The sequence below is a fragment of the Pseudomonas sp. 9.3L genome (assembly GCF_058536285.1).
The window spans coordinates 1,308,993-1,329,186 of record NZ_JBZUBK010000001.1 but is presented as its reverse complement, the minus strand read 5'-3'; the positions used below and the strand labels follow the sequence as shown (position 1 = coordinate 1,329,186).

Genomic DNA, 20,194 nt, shown 5'->3' with positions numbered 1-20,194 from the left:
TTGCATTACAGACATTGAGCCACCGCACGGGCTAATGACTGAGCTCGAGGATCCATCAAAATGTATGGCCCCAACGTATTGGTCACGAATCCGAAGGCCACGCCCTTGGTGGGGTCTGCAAAGCCTACCGAGCCGCCTGCGCCAGGGTGGCCGAACGCGCTTGCACCCAGGCCAAAGGTGGCGTTATCCAGGGTGGGCTGGTCCAGCATGCAACCCAGGCCGAAGCGTGTTGGCGTGAGCAAGGTGAGGTCGTCGCCGAGGCTATGCTGGCGGGTTAGTTCGTCCAGCCACTCGCTGTCCAGCAACTGGCCTTCGAGCAGCCCCTGATAAAAGCCTGCCAGGCTGCGCGCAGTGCCGTGGCCGTTGGCCGCTGGCTGCTCCATGCGTCGCCACTCGGATTTGTTGGTACTGGTAAGGATCGACGGTGGGTTGGTGAAGGCCCGGGTACTCAATGCCTGGGGCTCGCGCATCGTGACCTGCAACAGCCGCTGTGCAGCAGCATCGCCGGGGTTACCCTTGCCACGCGCTACATGGGCGACGCGGTAGAACTCCGCTTCTGGCAGACCGATATGAAAATCCAGCGCTAATGGTGCGGCCACTCGCTCGACGATCGCGCGGCCTGGGGACCGGCCGTCTACACGGCGTATCAGCTCCCCGACCAGCCAGCCATACGTAATGGCTGCGTAGCCATGGGCGGTGCCTGGCGCCCACCAGGGTTGCTCTGCCGCCAGCGCAGTGGTCATCGTTGCCCAGTCGTACAGGGCCTCGGCAGGCAACGGGTCGCGCAATGCAGGCACGCCGGCGCGGTGGCTAAGCAACTGACGCACGGTTATCGACGCCTTGCCATTGGCCGCAAACTCCGGCCAGTACTGCGCAACCGGAGCGTCCAGGCTCAGCTTGCCTTCAGCAGCGAGCTGTAATACAGCCACTGCCGTGAAGGTTTTGGTGCAGGAAAACAGGTTTACCAACGTGTCGCTGTGCCACGCCTCCTCGCCGTTCCTGTCCTGGGTGCCGGCCCAGAGGTCCAGTACGGTATCGCCGTTTACGTGCACGCACAGCGCAGCGCCCTGAGTCTGGCGATTGTCGAACAACGCAGCGAAGGCGTCGCGAACGGCTTCGAATGCTAGCGAATAATGGCCCTGTATCAGCAATGGAAACTCCAGGCGAGGCGTGAAATGCTGCATATTGTTTCAGCGATCACAGCCTTTGTGAAGCCGCCTTTGAGGAGCCCGTAGGAGGCGACGGCTAACCGATTTCCCGGCGAAACGGCGGCAGTGCATCCAGAATGGCCTTGCCATAGCGTTGAGTCACCACCCGACGGTCCAGCAAGGTAATCATGCCCCGGTCTTGCTCGGTACGTAGCAGGCGCCCACAGGCCTGGATCAACCGTAAAGAAGCGTCCGGCACCGCGATTTCCATGAAGGGGTTACCGCCCCGGGCTTCGATCCACTCGGCTAATGCCGCCTCTACCGGGTCATCCGGCACCGCGAAGGGAATCTTTGCGATGACGACGTGCTCGCAGTAAGCACCTGGCAAGTCGACACCCTCGGCAAAACTGGCCAGGCCGAACAGCACGCTGCTTTCGCCGCTGTCCACCCGCGCCTTGTGCTTATTGAGGGTCTCCTGCTTGGAGAGGTTGCCCTGGATAAACACCTGGCGACGCCATTCGCGGTCCAGGCCGTCGAACACATCCTGCATTTGCCGCCTGGATGAAAACAGAACCAGCGAGCCTTTCGAGCCTTCTACCAGGCTGGGTAACTCGCGTATGATCGCTGCCGTGTGCGCAGCCGCATCACGGGGGTCGGCACGCAAGTCTGGCACACGCAGCACGCCAGCGTCCGCATGGTGGAAGGGGCTCGGCACTACGGCCGTTACTGCGTCGCGGGGCAAGCCGGCGCGCATGCGGAAACGGTCGAAACGGCCCAGCGCCGTGAGGGTGGCCGAGGTGACCAGCGCACCAAAGGCGACATTCCACAAGTTACGACGAAGCATTTCAGCCGCCAGGATTGGGCTGGCATTGACCTCCAGGTCGTGGCCCGAGCCCACCTCCACCAAGGTCAGCCAGCGCGCCATGGGAGGGTTGCCTTCAGGGTCCTCGGCAGTAAAGGCCACCCATAGCTCCCAACTGCCCTGCGCACGGGACAACAGCGTGCCGAACAAGGGGTACCACTCTTCGGCCTGGTGGCTGGCGATACCAATGTTGACTTCGCCTTCCATGCCGTCCTTTAGCAACTCCGTGAGGCGGGTATAAAGGTCGGTCAGGCGCGAAAAGCCCTGTTTGAGCTCTATACCCATCTCGCGAATGTGCTCGGGCACCACACCACCGATGAAGCGATGACGTGGCCGCTCACGGCCAGCCATGTCTTCGCCAGGGCGGAAGTCTGCCAACTGCTCGCAGGCACCGAACATGAACTGCATCTGCGCCTTGAGTTCACGGGCAAGCTCTGGTACTTGCTCGATCAATTTGCCCAGGTCGCCGGGCAATGGATGTTGCGCCAACAGCTTGGTGAGGTTACGCGCTGTTTGCTCAAGCCAGTCGGCGGTGGAACGCAACCGAGTGAAATGGGCGAAGTGGCCGATGGCTTTGTCGGGCAAGTGGTGCCCCTCATCGAACACATACAAGGTGTCTTTTGGGTCTGGTAGCACTGCCCCACCGCCGAGGGCAAGGTCTGCCAGCACCATGTCGTGGTTGGTGACAATGACGTCCACCTTGCCCATGCCCTCCCGCGCCTTGAAGAAGGCACACTGCTGGAAGTTGGGGCAATGCCGGTTGGTGCACTGGCTATGATCGGTGGTAAGCCGCGCCCAGGTAGGGTCTTCCAGGGCCACAGGCCAAGTATCACGGTCGCCATCCCAACGGTTGCCCGCCAGCTTTTCGATCATCTGGGTGAACAGCTTGAGGCTGGCTTCATCCACATCGATGGAGAAACCTTCGTCCTCGAACAGCTGGGCGGTGGCGTTCTGCGCCTGCCCTTCTTGAAGCAGCGAGTCGAGCTTGGACAGGCACAGGTAGCGACCACGCCCCTTGGCCAGGGCAAAGGTGAAATTGAGCCCTGCATTACGCATGATGTCCGGTAGATCCTTGTGGACGATCTGCTCCTGCAGCGCCACCGTGGCCGTGGCGATCACCAAGCGCTTGCCCGCCGCCTTGGCTACAGGAATGGCAGCCAGGCTATACGCGACGGTTTTGCCGGTACCGGTGCCTGCTTCCACTGCCACTACAGCGGGGTCGCCGGTACGTCGGCCTTCTTCGTCACAGGGTACGGCGCCCAGGGCTTTGGCCACTTCGGCGATCATCAGCCGCTGGCCATAACGGGCCTTAAGCCCCTTGGCCTCGAGAAAACGGGTATAGGCGCCTTGGATGGAAGATTTGAGTTCAGTACTGAGCATGGGGTCCGGGCGCCCCGCAGGGCTGGATGGATTATCAGTGTTTCAGGAAGGCCGCTATCATACCCCCTATTGCCAAGTGCGCCGAACGAAACCCTGATGAACTCCACCACTTTTCTTTTCAGCCTACGCCTGACGGGCGCTCTGGCGGCCTTTGCCTGCTGCATTGCCTTAGCTGCGGTCATCGGCAATAGCCGTGACACGGGCCGTGTACGCCGTGCCGGCGCCGTCGCATGGGGGCTGTTCGCCTTGGTCGTGCTGTGCCTCATCGCAACGTTCAAGGCGCGCTACCCTGGCCTGGAAACCGCGCCGCGCCTCGCTCAGTGGCACGTAGGTGCAACCTTGGCAGCGGGTGCCCTGATGCTGCGCGTAAACCTGTTGGGGGTAAAAGCACAAGAGGCCGCTGGCATCCTGGGTGACCAGGCAGCGATAGCGCTCGCCGCCAGGGGCATTCGCTGGCAATTGAGCGCCGCGATTGTGCTGATCGCCTTTGGGATATTACTAGGCTTCAGCCTAAGCCAGGGCTAGCTGTCCCCATCGCGCCTACGCTTGTTGCCCATCCGTACGCCGATATCCATCAGGAATTGGAAGAACCCTTCCTGGTCTTCGAGTACGTTGCTCCAGAACGGCGAGTGGTACAGCGCGACCGCCCCGTGTACCAGCGCCCAGGCAGCGCAATAGTGGAAGTACGGCGGTACGTCTTCGAGCTTGCCTTCGTCGATACGGCCTTTGATCAACTGCGTGAGCCGCTCGAAGTTGGACGCCCTGATCCGGTGCAGCTCGGTAACCATCTCCGGCACCTGGCTGCCCCGCATGACCTTTTCTTCCAGCCGGTCAAATAGGCGGTACCGCTGCGGGTCGCGCATGCGAAACTCAAAGTACGCCCTGGAGAGGGCCTCTCGGTCACGGTCGAGGTCCGAAGACTGCAACAAGCTGTTGAGGTCACGTTCGTAGTCAAGCATCAGCCTCAGGTAAATCTCTGCCTTTGACTTGAAATGCTTATAGATGGTCCCTTTGCCGATACCCACGGTATCGGCGATCATCTCTACGGTAACGCTGTCCTCGCCCTGTTCCAGGAACAGCTTGAGCGCCGTGTCGAGGATTTCCTGCTCCCTGCGGCGGAATTCACGGACCTTTCGGGGTTCTTTCTGCATACACGGACCGAGCCTGAATCGAAGCGGGTATTATGCCTAATCGGCGTCAAATTGCACGGATCAACCCTATGTCTAGTTTTGCAGACGAATTCCCCCAGGCGCCCGGCCTGATGTACCTCAACCATGCCGCGGTCTCGCCCTGGCCCCGTCGAAGCGCGGAGGCCGTCGCCCGCTTCGCCCAGGAGAACGTGCATATTGGCGCACGCGATTACCCCAATTGGCTGCACGTAGAGCAACGCCTGCGCGAGCGGCTGCAACGGCTACTCAATGCGCCCTCCGGTGACGACATCGCGTTGGTGAAGAACACCTCTGAAGCGCTGTCATTTGTGGCGTTTGGCCTGGAGTGGCAACCTGGCGATCAGGTGGTCATCAGCGACGAAGAGTTTCCGTCCAACCGGATTGTCTGGGAAGCCCTGGCGCCACAGGGCGTAGAGGTGATCAAAGTGCCTCTCTCCGGGGATGACCCTGAAGGCGCACTGCTAAACGCCTGCGGCCCTCGGACCAAGCTGCTGGCCATCAGCGCCGTGCAGTACGCCAGCGGGCTGAAGATGGACCTACCCCGGCTCGGCCGAGGCTGCCGCGAGCGGGATGTGCTGTTCTGCGTCGACGCCATCCAGCATTTGGGCGCGGCGCCTTTCGATGTACAGGCCTACGCCTGCGACTTTGCGATGGCCGACGGCCATAAATGGATGATGGGCCCCGAAGGCCTGGGTGTCTTTTATTGCCGGGCAGAACTGCGCCCGCGCTTGCGTTTGCAGGAGTTCGGCTGGCACATGCTGGAGCACATGGGCGACTACAGCCGAGAGCAATGGGAGCCAGCACACAGCGCGCGCCGCTTCGAGTGTGGCAGCCCTAACATCTTGGGCACCATGGCCCTGGAAGCAAGCCTGGCGTTGCTCGAAGAGGTCGGCATGACGCAGGTGGAACAGCTTATCCAGGCCCGGGCCCGGCAATTGATAGAGGGGATCGAGCGCCTGCCGGGTGGGCGCATCCACTCACCACAGTCGGCGCAGCGCCAGTCGGGGATTGTGTCGTTCAGCATTGAAGGTCGAGACAACCTGGCGCTGCACAAGGCCCTGATGGCACAGGGCGTGGTGTGTATCGTTCGCGGCAAGGGCGTGAGGCTGTCGCCACACTTTTACACTACCGAAGCAGTAGCCGCCCAGGCGCTGTCGCTGGTTGAAAGCCTGAGCAAATGAGTTGTCAGCCGGCCAGGGCTGATTCCAAATCTGTTTAAAAAATGAGCACTGGTGACTGGCAGAATAAGCATGGTGGCCAATACTCAAGGTGTTGTTAGGCGCCTCTCCCCAAGCCGCCTATCAATAAAGGCGCTGCATGGACCACGCGCCTTTGTTCTACTCCTAATGGTCTTGGCCCGGTTCCCCCCCGAAACCGGGCTTTTTTTTCGAGCCGCTGCTTCTCGTAGTGAAATCAGGCACGCGACATGGGAAAGAGCCGGCGGAAATTGGCGGTGGTCTGTTCTGCAAAGGCATGGAACGGCTCGCCTCGCACGTCTGCAATGAACGCTGCCACTTCATAGACATACTGGGGAAGGTTGGGCTTGCCCCGATAGGGAATAGGCGCCAGGTAGGGGGAGTCTGTTTCTACCAGCAGGCGGTCGGCCGGCACCTGGCGAGCCACTTCCCGAAGGGCCTCGGCATTGCGGAAGGTGACGATGCCAGAGAGGGAGATATAAAAGCCCAAGTCCAGCGCCGCCTTGGCCATGGGCCAGTCTTCGGTGAAGCAATGCAATACCCCACCTTGCGGCAGCGCCGCTTCTCGCAATAACGCGAGGGTGTCTGCCTGGGCCGTACGGGTATGCACGATGACTGGCTTGCCGGTGATCGCTGCCGCCTCGAGGTGCAAGCGGAACGACGCCTTCTGCAGCTCGGCCGTTTCAGGCTCATAGTAGTAATCCAGGCCAGTCTCACCAATTGCCACCACCCGTGGGTGGTCCAGCTCGGTCAGCAGCCAGTCCAGGCTAGGGGCGCCTTCTGGGCTTACATCCAACGGGTGAATACCCACGGAGCAATCAACGTCGGCGTAGCGGTCTGCCAGTGTACGGACGGCCTGGGCGTTTTCGGCACTGACGCCGATGCACAGGAAATGCCCCACGCCCCGCTCGCGGGCAGCTGCGAGGGCGGCGTCCAGCGAGCCACCATGGGCGGAAAGGTCCAGGCGATCGAGGTGACAGTGAGAATCTACAAGCAGGGGCGCGGTATCAGTCATTGGGCTCTACATGGTGTGGGTGGGCCGGTCCGATTTCAGCGCACCGGCGAGGTAAGTCTCGATCTTGTTACGGGCTGTGGCGTCTCCATCATTGAACTGAACGCCCACGCCTGCAGCGCGGTTGCCTTGAGCGCCTCTAGGCGTAATCCACGCTACCTTGCCCGCCACGGGGATTTTTTCCGGCTCATCCATCAGGTTGAGCAACATGAATAGCTCGTCCCCTAGCCGATAACTCTTGGCGGTGGGTATAAACAGACCGCCGTTCTTGATAAAGGGCATATAAGCGGCATAGAGCACGGCTTTGTCCTTGATGGTCAAGGACAAAATACCGCTGCGGGGGCCTGGGGCACTTGGCTGGTTCATGAATGATCCTTACTGCCAGAAGAAGACCGCTTAGGCTCTGTACGAAGTGGTTTGGAACGAAGGTCAGGCAAGGCAAAAGCCGGCGAGGAAGCGGAGTTTACTGGTCGTAAATGAGCATTCCAAGCCGGTTTTTAACGCAGCATCACCGAGTGCCAAACCATTTCGTATAGAGCCTAGCCTGAAGTGGGCAACGCCAACCAGGAAACAAGTAAGGTTTCGAGTAGCAACACGCGGTTGAGGTTCGCTTTGGCCATGACCTTCTGACGGTGTTGGAGCAGCCAATCCTGCACCGCGATGATGTGCCCGGGCGATGATTTCTGGGCGAGATAGTGCAGTACCTTGCGCATGTCGCTCAAGCCCAGTTCACTGTCATCCTGTGTCAGCTGGTAGCGCAGCACGCGTTGCGCCCAATCGCAGAACCAGTCAAACAGCCAGATCAACGGCACACTGCCCCAGCTTTCGGCCAATTGACTAGGGCTTTGCTGCTGCTTGAGCAGACGCTTGACGCCGTCTACCACCAAGGTGCGCTGAACCAACGCATCCTGCTCGTGCAGCACCCTTGCCGCAAGGGGCGAATCATAGGCCAGGGCGAGCAGGTCAGCACGGGCATCGGCCTCCAGGCTGGGAAGTACCTCTGCCAGCCATTGGCTAGCCTGGGCCGCCGAGGGCAACGGGCATGGCTGTTGTACGCACCGGCTGCGAAGGGTGGGCAGCAGACGGCTTGGCTGGTGGCTGACCAACAGCAACACTGTGTTGCCTGAAGGCTCTTCCAGGCTTTTGAGCAAGGCGTTGGCCGCATTGAGGTTCATTGCCTCTACCGGCTCAATCAGTACCACTTTGCGCCCACCCAACTGGGCCGTCTGGCTTACAAACTCCACCAGGCGTCGAACTTGATCGACCAAAATGGCTTTGTCGGCCTCCTCCGGCTGAAGCAGGAAGTTGTCAGGGTGGCTGCCAGCCGTCAGCAGTAGGCAACTTTTGCAGCGGCCACACGGGTCAACGCCGGCTGTCTGACACAGCAACAGGGCCATCAGCCGCTCGGCCAGGGCTCGCTTGCCAATACCTTGAGGCCCGTGCAGCAAATACGCGTGGGGGTGGTCTTCACGGCTACCCAACTGCGCCCACAGGGTGGTCTGCCAGGGGTACAGCTCAGCCACGGGCCTGCTCCAGCCAGTGGGGTAAGGCCCCGCGCAGGCTTGCCTGGACGTCGGCCAGCGGCTGGCTGGCGTCGATGATTCGATAGCGCGCCGGGGCTGACTCGGCGCGGGCGAGATACGCCTGACGCACCGCGTCGAAGAACCCTCGCGCCTCCTGCTCAAAACGGTCGAGCCGGCCTCTGGCTGCCGCGCGGGCCAGCCCGGTCTCCACAGGGAGGTCGAAGATCAGGGTAAGGTGCGGGCGCAGCGTGCCCTGCACAAAAGTTTCCAACTGGGCAATACGCTGCAATGACACGCCGCGGCCGCCGCCTTGGTAGGCATAGGTGGCATCGGTAAACCGATCGCACAGTACCACTGCGCCTCGTGCCAATGCGGGGCGGATCACCTGCTCAAGGTGCTGGGCACGGGCAGCGAACATCAGCAGCAACTCGGTATCCACTGCCATGGGCTCATCGCTGGGGGCCAGCAACAGCTCGCGGATACGCTCGGCCAACGGCGTGCCTCCTGGTTCGCGGGTGAGCTGCACATCGAGGCCACGCTCACGCAGGCGCTCGGCGATGAAGTCCCGGTTGGTGCTCTTGCCAGCGCCTTCAGGCCCTTCCAAAGTAATGAACAAACCGCTCACGTAGGGCTTTCCTTATGGTTGAGGCGCAGGGTCTGCCGGCGCCTCTGTAGTGCCCGACGGGGCTACGGGTGCCGGGCTTGAGCGATAGTCAGTGCGGCGCTTGAGCTGGTACTGGCGAACCGCTTGATTGTGGGCGTCAATATCGTCAGAGAACACATGACTCCCATCACCCTTGGCTACAAAGTAGAGGCTGCTACCGGCTGTGGGATTAAGTGCAGCGGTGATCGCTTCTCGCCCAACCATGGCAATGGGGGTGGGCGGCAGGCCCGGATTGAGGTAGGTGTTATAAGGGCTGGGCTCGCGCAAATCAGCACGGGTGATGCGCCCGGTGTAGCGCTCGCCCATCCCATAGATCACCGTAGGGTCCGTTTGTAGCAGCATGCCGGCGGCAAGACGGCGTACGAACACGCCGGCGATTTCTCCCCGCTCTTCGGGCACACCGGTTTCCTTTTCAACCAAAGACGCCATGATGAGCGCCTGGTAAGCGTCCTTATACGGCAAATCGCTGCTACGGGCTTGCCAGGCTTCGGCCAATACGGCATCGAGGCGCGCAAACGCGTGCTCCAGCAGTTGCACGTCGCTCATGCCCTTAACGTAACTGTAGGTGTCAGGAAAGAACCGCCCTTCCGGGAAAACGTCAGGTTGGCCGATTTTGGCCATGACTTCCTCGTCGCTGAGGCCAGCCAGGGTTTGCTTGAGCTTTTCCTGACGCGCTAACGCCGCGCGTACCTGCCTGAAGGTCCAGCCCTCTACCAGGGTGAGGTTGTACTGAACCACCTCGCCACGTTGCCAAAGATCCAGCAGCTGGCGCACGGTGGTGCCAGTGGCTATGCGGTACTCGCCAGTGTGCAATGCCTGACCTTCCAGGTTGAAGCGCCAGTACAACCTTGCCCACACGGCACCGTACAATGCACCCTGGTCCTCCAGCCTATTGAGCATCCCCCCCGGTGACGCGCCGGCCGGCACTTCTACCAAGGCATCGGGTGGCAAGGCGATGAGTTGATCGAGCACGGCATGAACACGCCACACGGCCGCGCAAACGACCAGGCCCGCCAGCAGGACGAGAATTTTGAGCAGCAGCAGGATTTTGCGTAACAATGTCAGATTTCCAGAAGTTCGCAGGCCAGGCGTTGGAGTTTACGGGTGTGCGGCCCCACCGGCCAAGTCAGTTCACCACAGCGACGCACTGGCCAGATGCCGTATACGCTGTTGCAGAGAAAGGCTTCACTGGCGGCTGCCAACTGCATCATGCTGATGTCTTCCACACGGACAGCACGGCCCTGGGCCGCTTCGTATGCCAGTAATTCGGCACGTAAGGTGCCGGCCACACCACAACGGGTAAGGGCCGGGGTCATCAGGGCGTCACCTTGAACAAGGAACAGGTTGCTGAATACCCCTTCGATTACCCGGCCACTGGTATCACGCATCAAGCCTTCAGCCAGCTCACTGCCTTGCCATTCAGCCCGTGCTAGCACCTGCTCAAGCCTATTCAAATGCTTGAGGCCGGCCAGCACAGGCTGCTCGGCCAGACGCACGCTACAGGGGTGAAGCGCAACGCCCTCCGTTTGCCGTTGAGCAGGGTAAGCAGGCAAGGGGCCGGCCTGAAGAATGCGCTGGGCAGGCGCTTCAGGATCGGCCGCATACCCCCGCGCCCCCTCCCCTCGCGTGACCACCAGCTTGACCACCCCGCCTTCTACCGCAGTGGCATAGGCCAACAGCTCATCGCGCACCACTGTTAGGTCGACTGTAAGGCCTAGCCGTTCGCAACCCAGGGCCAGACGCGCGAGGTGGCGATCAGGCAGCGTCAACCTGCCGTGCCTGACCCGGATGGTTTCGAATAGACCATCCCCGTACGCCAGGCCCCGGTTGCCCACGCCGACCGCAGCCACGGGCCGCCCGTCGACCCAGGCGTCGATCACGGGTTGAACCGGCGGAACACCAGGGAGCCGTTGGTGCCACCAAAGCCGAATGAATTGGAGAGCACCACATCGATAGGCATTTTGCGCGCCTCATGGGGTACGAAATCCAGGTCGCAGTCGTCGTCGGGCTCATCGAGGTTAATGGTTGGCGGCGCCACTTGATCGCGAATGGCAAGCACACTGAAGATCGCCTCCACGGCACCTGCCGCGCCGAGCAAGTGCCCGGTCATGGACTTGGTGGAGCTGACTGCCAGGCGATGAGCATGCTCCCCGAAGACGGCCTTGATAGCGCGCACTTCGGCGAGGTCGCCCGCCGAGGTAGAGGTGCCATGGGCATTGATGTACTGCACCGCCTCGGGTGCTACACCAGCATCCTTGAGTGCATTGACCATGCAACGCGCCGCGCCCGCTCCGTCCTCGGGAGGCGAGGTCATATGGAAGGCGTCACCACTGGTGCCAAAGCCTACCAACTCCGCGTAGATACGCGCGCCACGTGCACGAGCGAATTCCAACTCTTCGAGCACCAGCGCACCCGCGCCGTCTGACAGCACGAAGCCGTCGCGCCCTTTGTCCCAGGGCCGGCTGGCACGAGTGGGTTCGTCGTTGCGTGTAGACAACGCACGCGCGGCGCCAAAGCCGCCCATGCCCAAGCCACAGGCTGCCATCTCAGCCCCGCCGGCGATCATCACATCGGCCTCGCCATAGGCGATGTTGCGGGCCGCCATGCCAATGCAGTGGGTACCGGTGGTACAGGCCGTGGAGATGGCGTAGTTAGGCCCCTGGATACCCAGATGGATAGACAGGAAGCCGGAAATCATGTTGATGATCGAGCCAGGCACGAAGAACGGCGAAATGCGCCGAGGGCCCTGCGCATGCAAAGTGCCGCAGGTTTCTTCGATATTGGTAAGGCCACCGATACCCGAGCCCATGGCTACGCCAATGCGCTCGCGGTTGGCATCGTTGATGTCCAGCCCAGCATCACGCACGGCCTGGAAACCCGCTGCCAGGCCATACTGAATGAACAGATCGAGCTTGCGCGCCTCTTTTGGGGACAGGTACTGCGCTACATCGAAATGCTTGACCGAACCACCAAAGCGGGTAGAAAACGCCGACAGGTCCGTATGCTCGATTGGACCGATGCCGCTTTGGCCGGCCAGAATGGCCTGCCAGCTGCCGGGTACGTCCACGCCCAGTGGCGACAGCATACCCATCCCAGTGACCACGACGCGTCTACGCGACACAGTGTTCTCCTTAATACTTTGTTTCAACTTCTTGCCTCATCTAAAGAAAAAACCGCACGCCTTTTGAGGCAGTGCGGTTTCTCCTTGGACAAGAAGCGTCGAGTACGACAATCAGGCCTGGTGGCTGGTGACGTAGTCGATGGCAGCCTGAACGGTGGTGATCTTCTCGGCTTCTTCGTCTGGAATTTCGGTTTCGAATTCTTCTTCCAGAGCCATTACCAGCTCAACGGTGTCAAGAGAATCAGCGCCCAGGTCTTCGACGAAGCTCGCCGTGTTGACCACTTCTTCTTCTTTGACGCCCAGTTGCTCGGCAACGATTTTCTTGACGCGTTCTTCGATGGTGCTCATACCTGGTTTTCACTCCTAGTGGATAGTCTGGCAACTGGCCGGTGTGTAAGTTTATAGGAAGGACCTCGCAATTCAAGCGCAATGCGAGCCCCACCAAATGCCGGCCGGCGACCTCTATAATCTGGATGCAGCTTTATAACGGATTTTAGGGCGCTACGTATGACATTTTTTCCGTACCGCCCAATTGAGCTGAATCACATGTACATGCCGCCGTTGACCGGAACGGTCGCTCCGGTGACATAGGCAGCGCCTTCAGACGCCAGGAAACCTACCACCTTGGCGATTTCTTCCGCCTGGCCCAAGCGGCCCAGGGGGATCTGGCCCAACAGCCCTTCGCGCTGCGCTTCAGGCAGCTCCCGGGTCATGTCTGTGTCGATAAAGCCCGGTGCTACTGAGTTCACGGTAATGCCCCGAGACCCGACTTCCCGAGCCAAGGCGCGACTGAAGCCTTCAAGGCCCGCCTTGGCTGCCGCATAGTTTACTTGCCCAGCGTTACCCATGGCACCCACCACTGAGCCGATACTGATGATCCGCCCCCAGCGCGCCTTCGTCATGCCGCGCAATACTGCCTTGGAAAGGCGATACAGGCTATTGAGGTTGGTATCGATCACATCGAACCACTCGTCGTCTTTCATGCGCAACATGAGGTTATCGCGGGTGATACCGGCGTTATTGACCAAAATTGCCGGGGCACCGAAACGTTCGGTAATGGCCTTCAAGGCCGCAGTCACAGACTCGTCGTTACAGACGTTCAGCTCCAGGCCGAGCCCTTCGACCCCATGTTCTTTCAGGGTAGCGTCGATACGCTCGGCGCCCGATGCGCTGGTGGCGGTGCCAATCACGATGGCCCCCTGACGGCCCAACTCCAGAGCGATTGCCTGGCCTATACCGCGACTTGCACCGGTGACCAGTGCGACTTTACCTTGCAGGCTCATGCCAGCTTCTCCTGTTCAGCCAAGGCCGCGCGGGCGGCGGCAAAGGCATCGGATGTGTCCAGATTGAAAGTGTCAATGCCGTCGGCGCAGCGCTTGTTCAGCCCTGATAACACCTTGCCGGGGCCACACTCCACCAATTGACGGGCACCGTGCTGCGCCAGCAGGGCCACCGACTCGGTCCACCGCACCGGCATGTAAAGCTGTGCGAGGAGATTTTGCTTAAGGTCGTCCAGGGAACCTGCAACGGTTGCGGTGACGTTCTGCACCAGCGAGATGCTGGGAAGTTGCCATTGAACGCGTGCAACCGCTTCTGCGAAACGCTCGGCGGCCGGCTTCATCAGCGCACAATGCGAAGGAACGCTCACCGGCAATGGTAAGGCGCGCTTAGCGCCCCGAGCCTTGCAGGCCTCAATGGCGCGCTCGACCGCAGCCTTGCTACCGGCGATCACGACTTGGCCTGGCGAGTTGAAGTTTACCGCGCTGACCACTTCACCATTTGCCGCTTCAGCGCAGGCTGCGATGACGTCGTCATCCTTAAGCCCCAATATCGCGGCCATGCCGCCTTGCCCGGCAGGGACGGCCTCTTGCATCAACTGGCCGCGACGCTCCACCAGCGTTACGGCGTCGGCCAGGCCAATGCTACCGGCAGCAACCAACGCGCTGTACTCGCCAAGGCTATGTCCGGCAACGTAGGCCGGGGTAGCACCACCCTGCGCTTGCCATAGGCGCCACAACGCAACCGACGCCGTAAGAATGGCGGGCTGGGTTTTGTCCGTCTGGTTCAAGTGCTCGGCGGGCCCTTGCTGGGTTAGCGCCCACAGGTCATAGCCAAGGGCATCGGACGCCTCGGTGAAGGTTTCGCCGACCAGTCGGTGTTGCTTGGCCTGCTCGGCGAGCATGCCGAGCGTCTGAGAACCTTGCCCCGGAAAGACGAATGCGAGGGATGCAGACATTGAACACGCCCTTATTTATTCGATAGTGAAAAATGCCCCTGGCCCTGCCAGGAACGAAAACTCAGTGTTGGATGATAGCCGGAACCGGCCGGTCACATTGTACCCTCGTGGCCGGTTTGCCGTGACAACTTGGCGACCAGCCCCGCGCTCAGCTTGCAGGGCAGGTCGTCTTGAACCTGACGCAGGGCTCGCTCGATGGCGGCTTGCAGCCCTTGCGTACCCGCCGCGCCATGGCTTTTGACCACAATGCCCTGCAACCCTAGAAAGCTGGCGCCGTTGTGCCTGGCAGGCACCAGCTCTTCGCGCAGCCTGCGCAGTACCGGCAACGCCAGTGCCCCGGCCAGACGGGAGGCCAGCCCACCCGTGAACTGCGCTTCTATACGTTCTCCGATCATGCTAGCCAGGCCCTCGCTAGCCTTTAGCAGTACATTGCCCACGAAGCCGTCGCAGACCACCACGTCGGCGTCACCCCGGTACACGCCGTCACCTTCTACGAACCCGACGTAGTTGATCCCCGCCCCCTGAAGCAGCACAGCGGCAGCTTTAACCTGCTGATTGCCCTTGATGTCCTCCGTGCCCACATTGAGCAGCGCCACGCGTGGCTCATGCACCCCATTGGCCTCGGCCGCCACCGCACCCATCAATGCGAACTGGTATAAGTGTTCGGCGCTACAGTCAACGTTTGCGCCCAGGTCCAGCACATGGCACTGCCCCGTACGTGTAGGAAGGGCCGCGACCATGGCGGGCCTGTGGACGCCCGGCAGGGTTTTCAACACTTGCCTTGAGAGCGCCATCAACGCGCCCGTGTTGCCTGCGCTGACCACGGCGCGCACCTTGCCATCGCGCAACGCCTCCAAGGCTACGCGCATGGACGCGTCAGGCTTGCTTCTTAACGCCTGGGAGGGTTTGTCGCTCATGCCAATGACTTCGGTCGCGGGCACGATGAACAGCCGCGTGCGATCGACTCGCTTATGGGCAGCAAGGAGGCTTTCGAGGAGTTGAGGTTGGCCTACGAGGGCCAGTTGAAGCGAGGGGTGTGTAGACAGGCAGGCGATGCAGGCCTCAACAATGTTGCGGGGGCCGAAGTCCCCGCCCATTGCGTCGATCGCGATGATCTGAGCGGACAAGGATTACTCGTCGGCGCCCTTGTCGATCACTTTACGGCCACGGTAAACGCCTTCAGGCGAAACGTGATGGCGCAGGTGAACTTCGCCAGTGGTTTTTTCCACGGACAGTGCGTTCGGCTCGAGTGCGTCGTGCGAACGGCGCATGTCGCGGGCAGAGCGGGATTTTTTGTTCTGCTGAACAGCCATAATTGATTAACTCCTAAACGTTTGGGTCACGCTTTAACTGCGCCAATACACTGAACGGGTTGGACCGCGTTACCTCGTCCTCGCTCGGTTCGGGCTCTTCGAGACCCGCCGGCTGCTGGCATTCTTCCGGATGATGAGCGGGGATGATCGGCAGCGCGAGCAAAAGCTCGTCTTCGACCACCGCCCACAGATCCAAAGGATCCTCGCCCAGTTCCAGCACGTCATAACCTTTCGGTAACGATTGGGTATTAGCACCCTCCCTCACCACGGCGTAAGTACATTCGCTATGGATCGGAAGGGTGACCAGCTCAAGACAGCGCTGGCAAACCATCTTCACGTCGACGCTGAGATCGCTGTGCATAACCACGGCGTGATCTTCGTCTCGTTTGAACATGAATTTACCCTGGACCGTACCGACATCATCGGAAAGCAGGTCGCAAAGTCTCTCCAAACTGGCGAGTGGCAGGCTACCTTCAAGGGTAGCGCCGCGATCGGCCAATTTGCGCGGGTCAACGTGAGGTGGAATCGGGTCATTCAACATAGGCGCGACATTCTAGGGATGCCCCCTGGTTGTGTCAAAGGAAATTAGGCCGTTAGCAGCGCAACGGCACAGGCGTAGAATGGGCGCCCTTCTATTAGGAGAGGCTCCTCCATGCGGCCCTTGATTTTAGCGTCCAGCTCTTCATACCGACAGGCCCTGTTGGGCCGCCTCGGCCTGCCCTTCTCAAGTGTAGCCCCAGAGATAGACGAGCAGCGCTATCCAGGCGAGCCCGCCCTTGCCTTGGTGCTGCGCCTGGCCGAAAGCAAAGCCCGCGCGCTGGCCAGCCGTTACCCCGGGCACTTGATCATCGGCTCAGACCAAGTAGCTGTGTTGACCAACGGCACGCACGAACGCGTGCTAGGCAAGCCGGGCGGGTTTGAACAGGGCTGCGAGCAGTTGCTGGCCGCCAGCGGTCAGCGCGTCACCTTCCTGACCGGGCTTGCACTACTCGACACCGCAACCGGCGAGTGCCAAGTAGACGCTGTGCCTTTCACGGTGAACATGCGACCACTCACGCCAGCCGCCATAGAACGCTACCTGCACGCCGAGCAACCCTATGACTGCGCAGGCAGCTTCAAAGCAGAGGGCTTAGGGGTCAGCCTGTTTGAAAGCACTGAGGGGCCAGACGCCACCAGCCTGGTGGGCCTCCCCCTGATCCGGCTAGTAACGATGCTGGGAACTGCTGGCGTGGCCGTACCTTGACCTAGCGCAGCGAAGGGCCATTGAAGCCCATCAACAGCGCCATCTCAGCGGCCACGCTGGCACCTAGCTTTTTGGAGAACCGGTCCAGTGGAGAATCCTCGACAGTGAAGTCAACCACATCCTTCGCCCCGATCACTTCGCGCGCCACATAGCTGGTGCTGGCTAACCCATCGATGAGGCCGAGCTGTAGAGCTTGCTCACCTGACCAGATCAAGCCAGAGAACAGCTCAGGGTGTTCTTTATCCTTTAGTCGCTCGCCTCGCCCTGCTTTTACCTGGGCAATGAACTGACGATGGGTCGTGTCCAGCACGCCCTGCCAGAACTGGGTTTCATCAGGCTTGGCTGGCTGAAACGGGTCCAGGAAGGCCTTATGCTCGCCTGAGCTGTAAGGGCGGCGTTCTACGCCGAGTTTCTCCATGGTGCCCACGAAGCCGTAGCCGGCAGCGGTAACCCCGATCGACCCTACCAGGCTGGCCTTGTCGGCGTAGATCTCATCCGCGGCACTGGCGATGTAGTACGCGCCGGAGGCGCCCAGGTCTGCGATAACCGCATACACCTTGACGTCGGGATGAAGGCCACGTAGCCGCCGAATTTCGTCATAGACGTAACCAGACTGCACAGGGCTACCACCAGGGCTGTTGATGCGCAGCAGCACGCCCTTGACCTTGGCGTCGTCGAACGCTGCGCGCAAGCTGGTCACGATGTTATCGGCGCTAGCCTCTTCCTTATCGGCAATTACGCCGCGCACGTCGATCACTGCAGTGTAGCTGTCAGCCTTGCCGGTACCTTTTTCCAATTTCGCCCACGGCGAGAAAAGGAACAGCATGCCCAACAGATAAAGAAAGGTCAGGCACTTGAAAAAGATGCCCCAGCGCCGCGCCCTGCGTTGCTCCTGCACGCTCGCCAGCAGGGTTTTTTCCAGCAGCTTCCAGCTACGCTCGTCACCCGAGCGAGGCAATGACGCCTCTTCGGCAGACGGCGCTTTCCATTGATCTGACATCCGTTTACTCGCTTGTGGCAGGTGATGAATTGCCTGGCTTGAGCCACGCGGTCAATTGGGTAAAACGTTCGATGGCCAGTACCGGCTCATACGCCATGAGCGCAGCCAGCTCAATGGCCCCGTAACCTGCGGCCACGCACGGCATGCCTGCATTACGGGCCATCTGCAGGTCAAACGCCGAGTCGCCAATCATCAGGGCGCGCCCTGGCGCAACGTTGCAGTGGGCCAGGATCTCTTCGAGCATCAAGGGGTGTGGCTTGCTGCGGGTTTCATCAGCGGCCCGGGTGATGTCGAAGAAGCGCTCCAGCCCATGTGCGTTGAGCACCCTGTCCAGGCCTCGCCGTGCCTTGCCCGTGGCGACCGCCAGCTGGTAGCCAGCGGCGCGGAACGCCTCCAGCCCCTCACGCACGCCATCGAACAGCGGTGAAGGCGTGGCTTCCAACGCCACATAGCGCTCAGAGTAATAACCTCTGAAGGCTGCCACCTGGTGCTCATCGAGCAGCGGGTACAGGGCTTGGATGGCTTCCGGCAAGCCCAACCCGATGATGCCTTTAACCTGCACGGCATCGCGTGGCTGAAGCTCAGACCGCACGGCCGCCCACTGCATGGCCTCAACGATCCGCCCAATGGAGTCGGCCAGCGTGCCGTCCCAGTCGAAAATCAGCAGATCATAGTCAGCCATTGGCCAGGCGCTCCACAGCGGTGGACCACAGGTCATCCACCGGGGCCTTCACCTCTAGCGGCGTACCGTCGGGCAGCGTCAAGGACAAGGCATACGCATGCAGGAACAGGCGCTTGCCGCCCAACTCACGGAGTTCGCGACTGAAGTCTTCATCGCCGTACTTGGGGTCGCCAGCGATGCAATGCCCGGCATGCAGCGCATGCACGCGGATCTGGTGGGTACGCCCGGTGATCGGCCGCGCCTCCACCAGGGTGGCGAAGTCGCCGAAGCGGCGCAGCACCTTGAACAAGGTCAAGGCCTCCTTGCCCTCCGGGTTAACTTCTACCATACGCTCGCCGGACCGAAGGTTGCTTTTAAGCAGCGGGGCGTTGACCTGTTTTTTACTGGTTGCCCAGTGCCCACGCACCAGTGCCATGTAACGCTTATCTACACCGTCGCCACGCAACGCCTCGTGCAGGTGGCGTAACATGCTGCGCTTCTTGGCGATCATCAGCAGCCCGGAGGTGTCCCGGTCCAGTCGATGAACCAACTCAAGCTCTTTAGCGTCAGGGCGAAGCTGACGGAACGCTTCGATGACACCAAAACTTAAGCCACTGCCCCCATGCACTGCGATACCCGCAGGCTTATTCAACACGATCAGGCCTTTGTCTTCATAAACAATGGCAGCCTCAAGGCGCTGCAACAGCCCTTGGGCTACCGGTACTGGCGCATCACGCTCGGGCAGGCGCAAGGGCGGCACTCTGACGATATCGCCCGCTTGCAGCTTGTATTCAGGCTTTATGCGGCCTTTATTAACACGCACTTCACCCTTGCGCAGGATTCGATAAACCAGCGTTCTCGGTACACCCTTGAGGGCGGTAATAAGAAAATTATCAATGCGTTGGCCGGCAAGTTCCGGCGCAACTTCAAGCAACTGAACGCCCGAAGTTGGAGGAGAGGTCATGGTCATGACGCGGATAATATCAATTTTTCAGCCATTTGAAGCACTTAATGTTTGCTGCTATAGTCCCGAGCGCCGCCATAAGCGGCCGGGGAGTGACAGACGGTTAATGACCGCCGCTTACCCAGGTGTTTAAAGAGGACGCGAGGCCGTCCGACGGGGCTTTCACCGCGCGGCGAACCAATGGTTCGCGCAAACGCAGCCAGGTACAAACGTGTCGAACTTCACTAGGGTGGTATTTTTAGCCCTTGCCGTTCGAACCCTGCGGCTATTGAACCAGCGCAGCCGTCCAACCTGGTAACCGTGAAGGTTTCGGAAATACAAGCCTTAGTTTCTAGCGTGCGACTGCCATACAGGCGTCGTGATAAATGCCAACCCGTTGCGGATTCAGCGCGCGGCAGCACCCGAATTATCAGGGATACGTGTAGGGTGGAGATGCACAGGTAGCGTGCCGCGTGGCAGGGCAGGCCCCGTTGGCGGGCCCTGCATAGATGCCCATGAGGGCGTCCGCGGTCGCAACCTGATTCCTCCTCCTGACTGAGTGCTTTTGACACCACACAAAGGCAGGAAGCGTTGCCAGGACACAGGCTCACAGCAGCCTTGCCACTGGCCGGGAAGCCCAGGCTTTCCTCGCACCTGAACACCGACCGTGAGAAGTCGTGTGTGCCGAACGCCGTTTCCGGCAGCCCGGAAACCGACGGTACT

The 20,194-nt window shown here is 60.7% G+C and carries 22 protein-coding genes; 3 read left to right on the top strand and 19 right to left on the bottom strand.

The window, feature by feature from the left end; all coding sequences use genetic code 11:
- Positions 1 to 5: 5 nt before the first annotated feature.
- On the bottom strand, positions 6 to 1,151 hold the full coding sequence (locus AC4LE2_RS06090) for a serine hydrolase domain-containing protein (RefSeq protein WP_491828065.1): 1,146 nt from the start codon (positions 1,149 to 1,151) through the stop codon (positions 6 to 8).
- 94 nt (positions 1,152 to 1,245) lie between these two features.
- Positions 1,246 to 3,390 carry an ATP-dependent DNA helicase DinG gene (gene dinG / locus AC4LE2_RS06085; protein ID WP_491824849.1) on the bottom strand — a complete coding sequence of 715 codons (2,145 nt, stop codon included), beginning with the start codon at positions 3,388 to 3,390 and terminating at the stop codon, positions 1,246 to 1,248.
- 96 nt (positions 3,391 to 3,486) lie between these two features.
- Here dinG and AC4LE2_RS06080 point away from each other — a divergent pair, with 96 nt between their 5' ends.
- The gene (locus AC4LE2_RS06080) at positions 3,487 to 3,915 is read left to right on the top strand and encodes a hypothetical protein (RefSeq protein WP_491824847.1); all 429 of its coding nucleotides are present in this window, start codon (positions 3,487 to 3,489) and stop codon (positions 3,913 to 3,915) included.
- On the opposite strand, the gene AC4LE2_RS06075 is transcribed toward AC4LE2_RS06080, so the two are convergent.
- On the bottom strand, positions 3,912 to 4,541 hold the full coding sequence (locus AC4LE2_RS06075) for a TetR/AcrR family transcriptional regulator (protein WP_491824845.1): 630 nt from the start codon (positions 4,539 to 4,541) through the stop codon (positions 3,912 to 3,914). The two genes, AC4LE2_RS06080 and AC4LE2_RS06075, sit on opposite strands and share 4 nt — an antisense overlap.
- 68 nt (positions 4,542 to 4,609) lie before the next feature.
- On the opposite strand from AC4LE2_RS06075, the gene AC4LE2_RS06070 reads away from it, so the two are divergent.
- On the top strand, positions 4,610 to 5,740 hold the full coding sequence (locus tag AC4LE2_RS06070) for an aminotransferase class V-fold PLP-dependent enzyme (protein WP_491824844.1): 1,131 nt from the start codon (positions 4,610 to 4,612) through the stop codon (positions 5,738 to 5,740).
- Between the two features lie 232 nt (positions 5,741 to 5,972).
- On the opposite strand, the gene AC4LE2_RS06065 is transcribed toward AC4LE2_RS06070, so the two are convergent.
- From AC4LE2_RS06065 to AC4LE2_RS06005, 13 genes are all read right to left on the bottom strand, one after another.
- Positions 5,973 to 6,752, bottom strand: a complete 780-nt coding sequence (locus tag AC4LE2_RS06065) for a TatD family hydrolase (RefSeq protein WP_491828064.1) — start codon at positions 6,750 to 6,752, stop codon at positions 5,973 to 5,975.
- Between the two features lie 24 nt (positions 6,753 to 6,776).
- Positions 6,777 to 7,133 carry a PilZ domain-containing protein gene (locus AC4LE2_RS06060; RefSeq protein WP_491824842.1) on the bottom strand — a complete coding sequence of 119 codons (357 nt, stop codon included), beginning with the start codon at positions 7,131 to 7,133 and terminating at the stop codon, positions 6,777 to 6,779.
- A gap of 173 nt (positions 7,134 to 7,306) precedes the next feature.
- On the bottom strand, positions 7,307 to 8,290 hold the full coding sequence (locus AC4LE2_RS06055) for a DNA polymerase III subunit delta' (RefSeq protein WP_491824840.1): 984 nt from the start codon (positions 8,288 to 8,290) through the stop codon (positions 7,307 to 7,309).
- Positions 8,283 to 8,915, bottom strand: a complete 633-nt coding sequence (gene tmk / locus AC4LE2_RS06050; RefSeq protein WP_491824838.1) for a dTMP kinase — start codon at positions 8,913 to 8,915, stop codon at positions 8,283 to 8,285. Before tmk ends, AC4LE2_RS06055 begins: the two co-directional genes overlap by 8 nt.
- Positions 8,916 to 8,927: 12 nt before the next feature.
- Entirely contained in the window at positions 8,928 to 10,013 is a 1,086-nt protein-coding gene (mltG, locus tag AC4LE2_RS06045) for an endolytic transglycosylase MltG (RefSeq protein WP_491824836.1), read from the bottom strand.
- Between the two features lie 2 nt (positions 10,014 to 10,015).
- Positions 10,016 to 10,831, bottom strand: coding sequence for an aminodeoxychorismate lyase (gene pabC, locus AC4LE2_RS06040; protein ID WP_491828063.1), 816 nt, complete (start codon positions 10,829 to 10,831; stop codon positions 10,016 to 10,018).
- Complete coding sequence (gene fabF, locus AC4LE2_RS06035) at positions 10,831 to 12,075, bottom strand: beta-ketoacyl-ACP synthase II (protein ID WP_491824834.1); 1,245 nt, start codon at positions 12,073 to 12,075, stop codon at positions 10,831 to 10,833. Before fabF ends, pabC begins: the two co-directional genes overlap by 1 nt.
- Before the next feature lie 111 nt (positions 12,076 to 12,186).
- A complete protein-coding gene (acpP, locus tag AC4LE2_RS06030; RefSeq protein WP_003175607.1) occupies positions 12,187 to 12,423 on the bottom strand; it encodes an acyl carrier protein in 237 nt (78 codons plus the stop codon).
- Positions 12,424 to 12,617: 194 nt separating this feature from the next.
- Positions 12,618 to 13,358 carry a 3-oxoacyl-ACP reductase FabG gene (gene fabG / locus AC4LE2_RS06025; RefSeq protein WP_491824832.1) on the bottom strand — a complete coding sequence of 247 codons (741 nt, stop codon included), beginning with the start codon at positions 13,356 to 13,358 and terminating at the stop codon, positions 12,618 to 12,620.
- Positions 13,355 to 14,311, bottom strand: a complete 957-nt coding sequence (gene fabD / locus AC4LE2_RS06020) for an ACP S-malonyltransferase (RefSeq protein WP_491824830.1) — start codon at positions 14,309 to 14,311, stop codon at positions 13,355 to 13,357. The genes fabG and fabD overlap by 4 nt, the downstream gene beginning before the upstream one ends.
- A gap of 92 nt (positions 14,312 to 14,403) precedes the next feature.
- Positions 14,404 to 15,438, bottom strand: a complete 1,035-nt coding sequence (plsX, locus tag AC4LE2_RS06015) for a phosphate acyltransferase PlsX (RefSeq protein WP_491824828.1) — start codon at positions 15,436 to 15,438, stop codon at positions 14,404 to 14,406.
- 3 nt (positions 15,439 to 15,441) lie between these two features.
- Positions 15,442 to 15,624: a 50S ribosomal protein L32 gene (gene rpmF, locus AC4LE2_RS06010; RefSeq protein WP_168081858.1), complete on the bottom strand. Its 183-nt coding sequence runs from the start codon at positions 15,622 to 15,624 to the stop codon at positions 15,442 to 15,444.
- Positions 15,625 to 15,637: 13 nt separating this feature from the next.
- On the bottom strand, positions 15,638 to 16,165 hold the full coding sequence (locus AC4LE2_RS06005) for a YceD family protein (RefSeq protein ID WP_491824826.1): 528 nt from the start codon (positions 16,163 to 16,165) through the stop codon (positions 15,638 to 15,640).
- Positions 16,166 to 16,276: 111 nt separating this feature from the next.
- Between AC4LE2_RS06005 and AC4LE2_RS06000 the strand changes: the two genes are divergently transcribed.
- On the top strand, positions 16,277 to 16,867 hold the full coding sequence (locus AC4LE2_RS06000) for a Maf family protein (RefSeq protein WP_491824824.1): 591 nt from the start codon (positions 16,277 to 16,279) through the stop codon (positions 16,865 to 16,867).
- Position 16,868: 1 nt separating this feature from the next.
- Here the strand turns inward: AC4LE2_RS06000 and AC4LE2_RS05995 are convergent, their stop codons facing one another.
- From AC4LE2_RS05995 to rluC, 3 genes are read right to left on the bottom strand one after another with little or no spacing between them, the layout of a single operon-like run.
- Complete coding sequence (locus AC4LE2_RS05995) at positions 16,869 to 17,867, bottom strand: S49 family peptidase (RefSeq protein ID WP_491824822.1); 999 nt, start codon at positions 17,865 to 17,867, stop codon at positions 16,869 to 16,871.
- A gap of 4 nt (positions 17,868 to 17,871) precedes the next feature.
- Positions 17,872 to 18,549 carry an HAD-IA family hydrolase gene (locus AC4LE2_RS05990; RefSeq protein ID WP_491824821.1) on the bottom strand — a complete coding sequence of 226 codons (678 nt, stop codon included), beginning with the start codon at positions 18,547 to 18,549 and terminating at the stop codon, positions 17,872 to 17,874.
- Positions 18,542 to 19,498 carry a 23S rRNA pseudouridine(955/2504/2580) synthase RluC gene (rluC, locus tag AC4LE2_RS05985; RefSeq protein WP_491824819.1) on the bottom strand — a complete coding sequence of 319 codons (957 nt, stop codon included), beginning with the start codon at positions 19,496 to 19,498 and terminating at the stop codon, positions 18,542 to 18,544. The genes AC4LE2_RS05990 and rluC overlap by 8 nt, the downstream gene beginning before the upstream one ends.
- Positions 19,499 to 20,194: the final 696 nt, after the last annotated feature.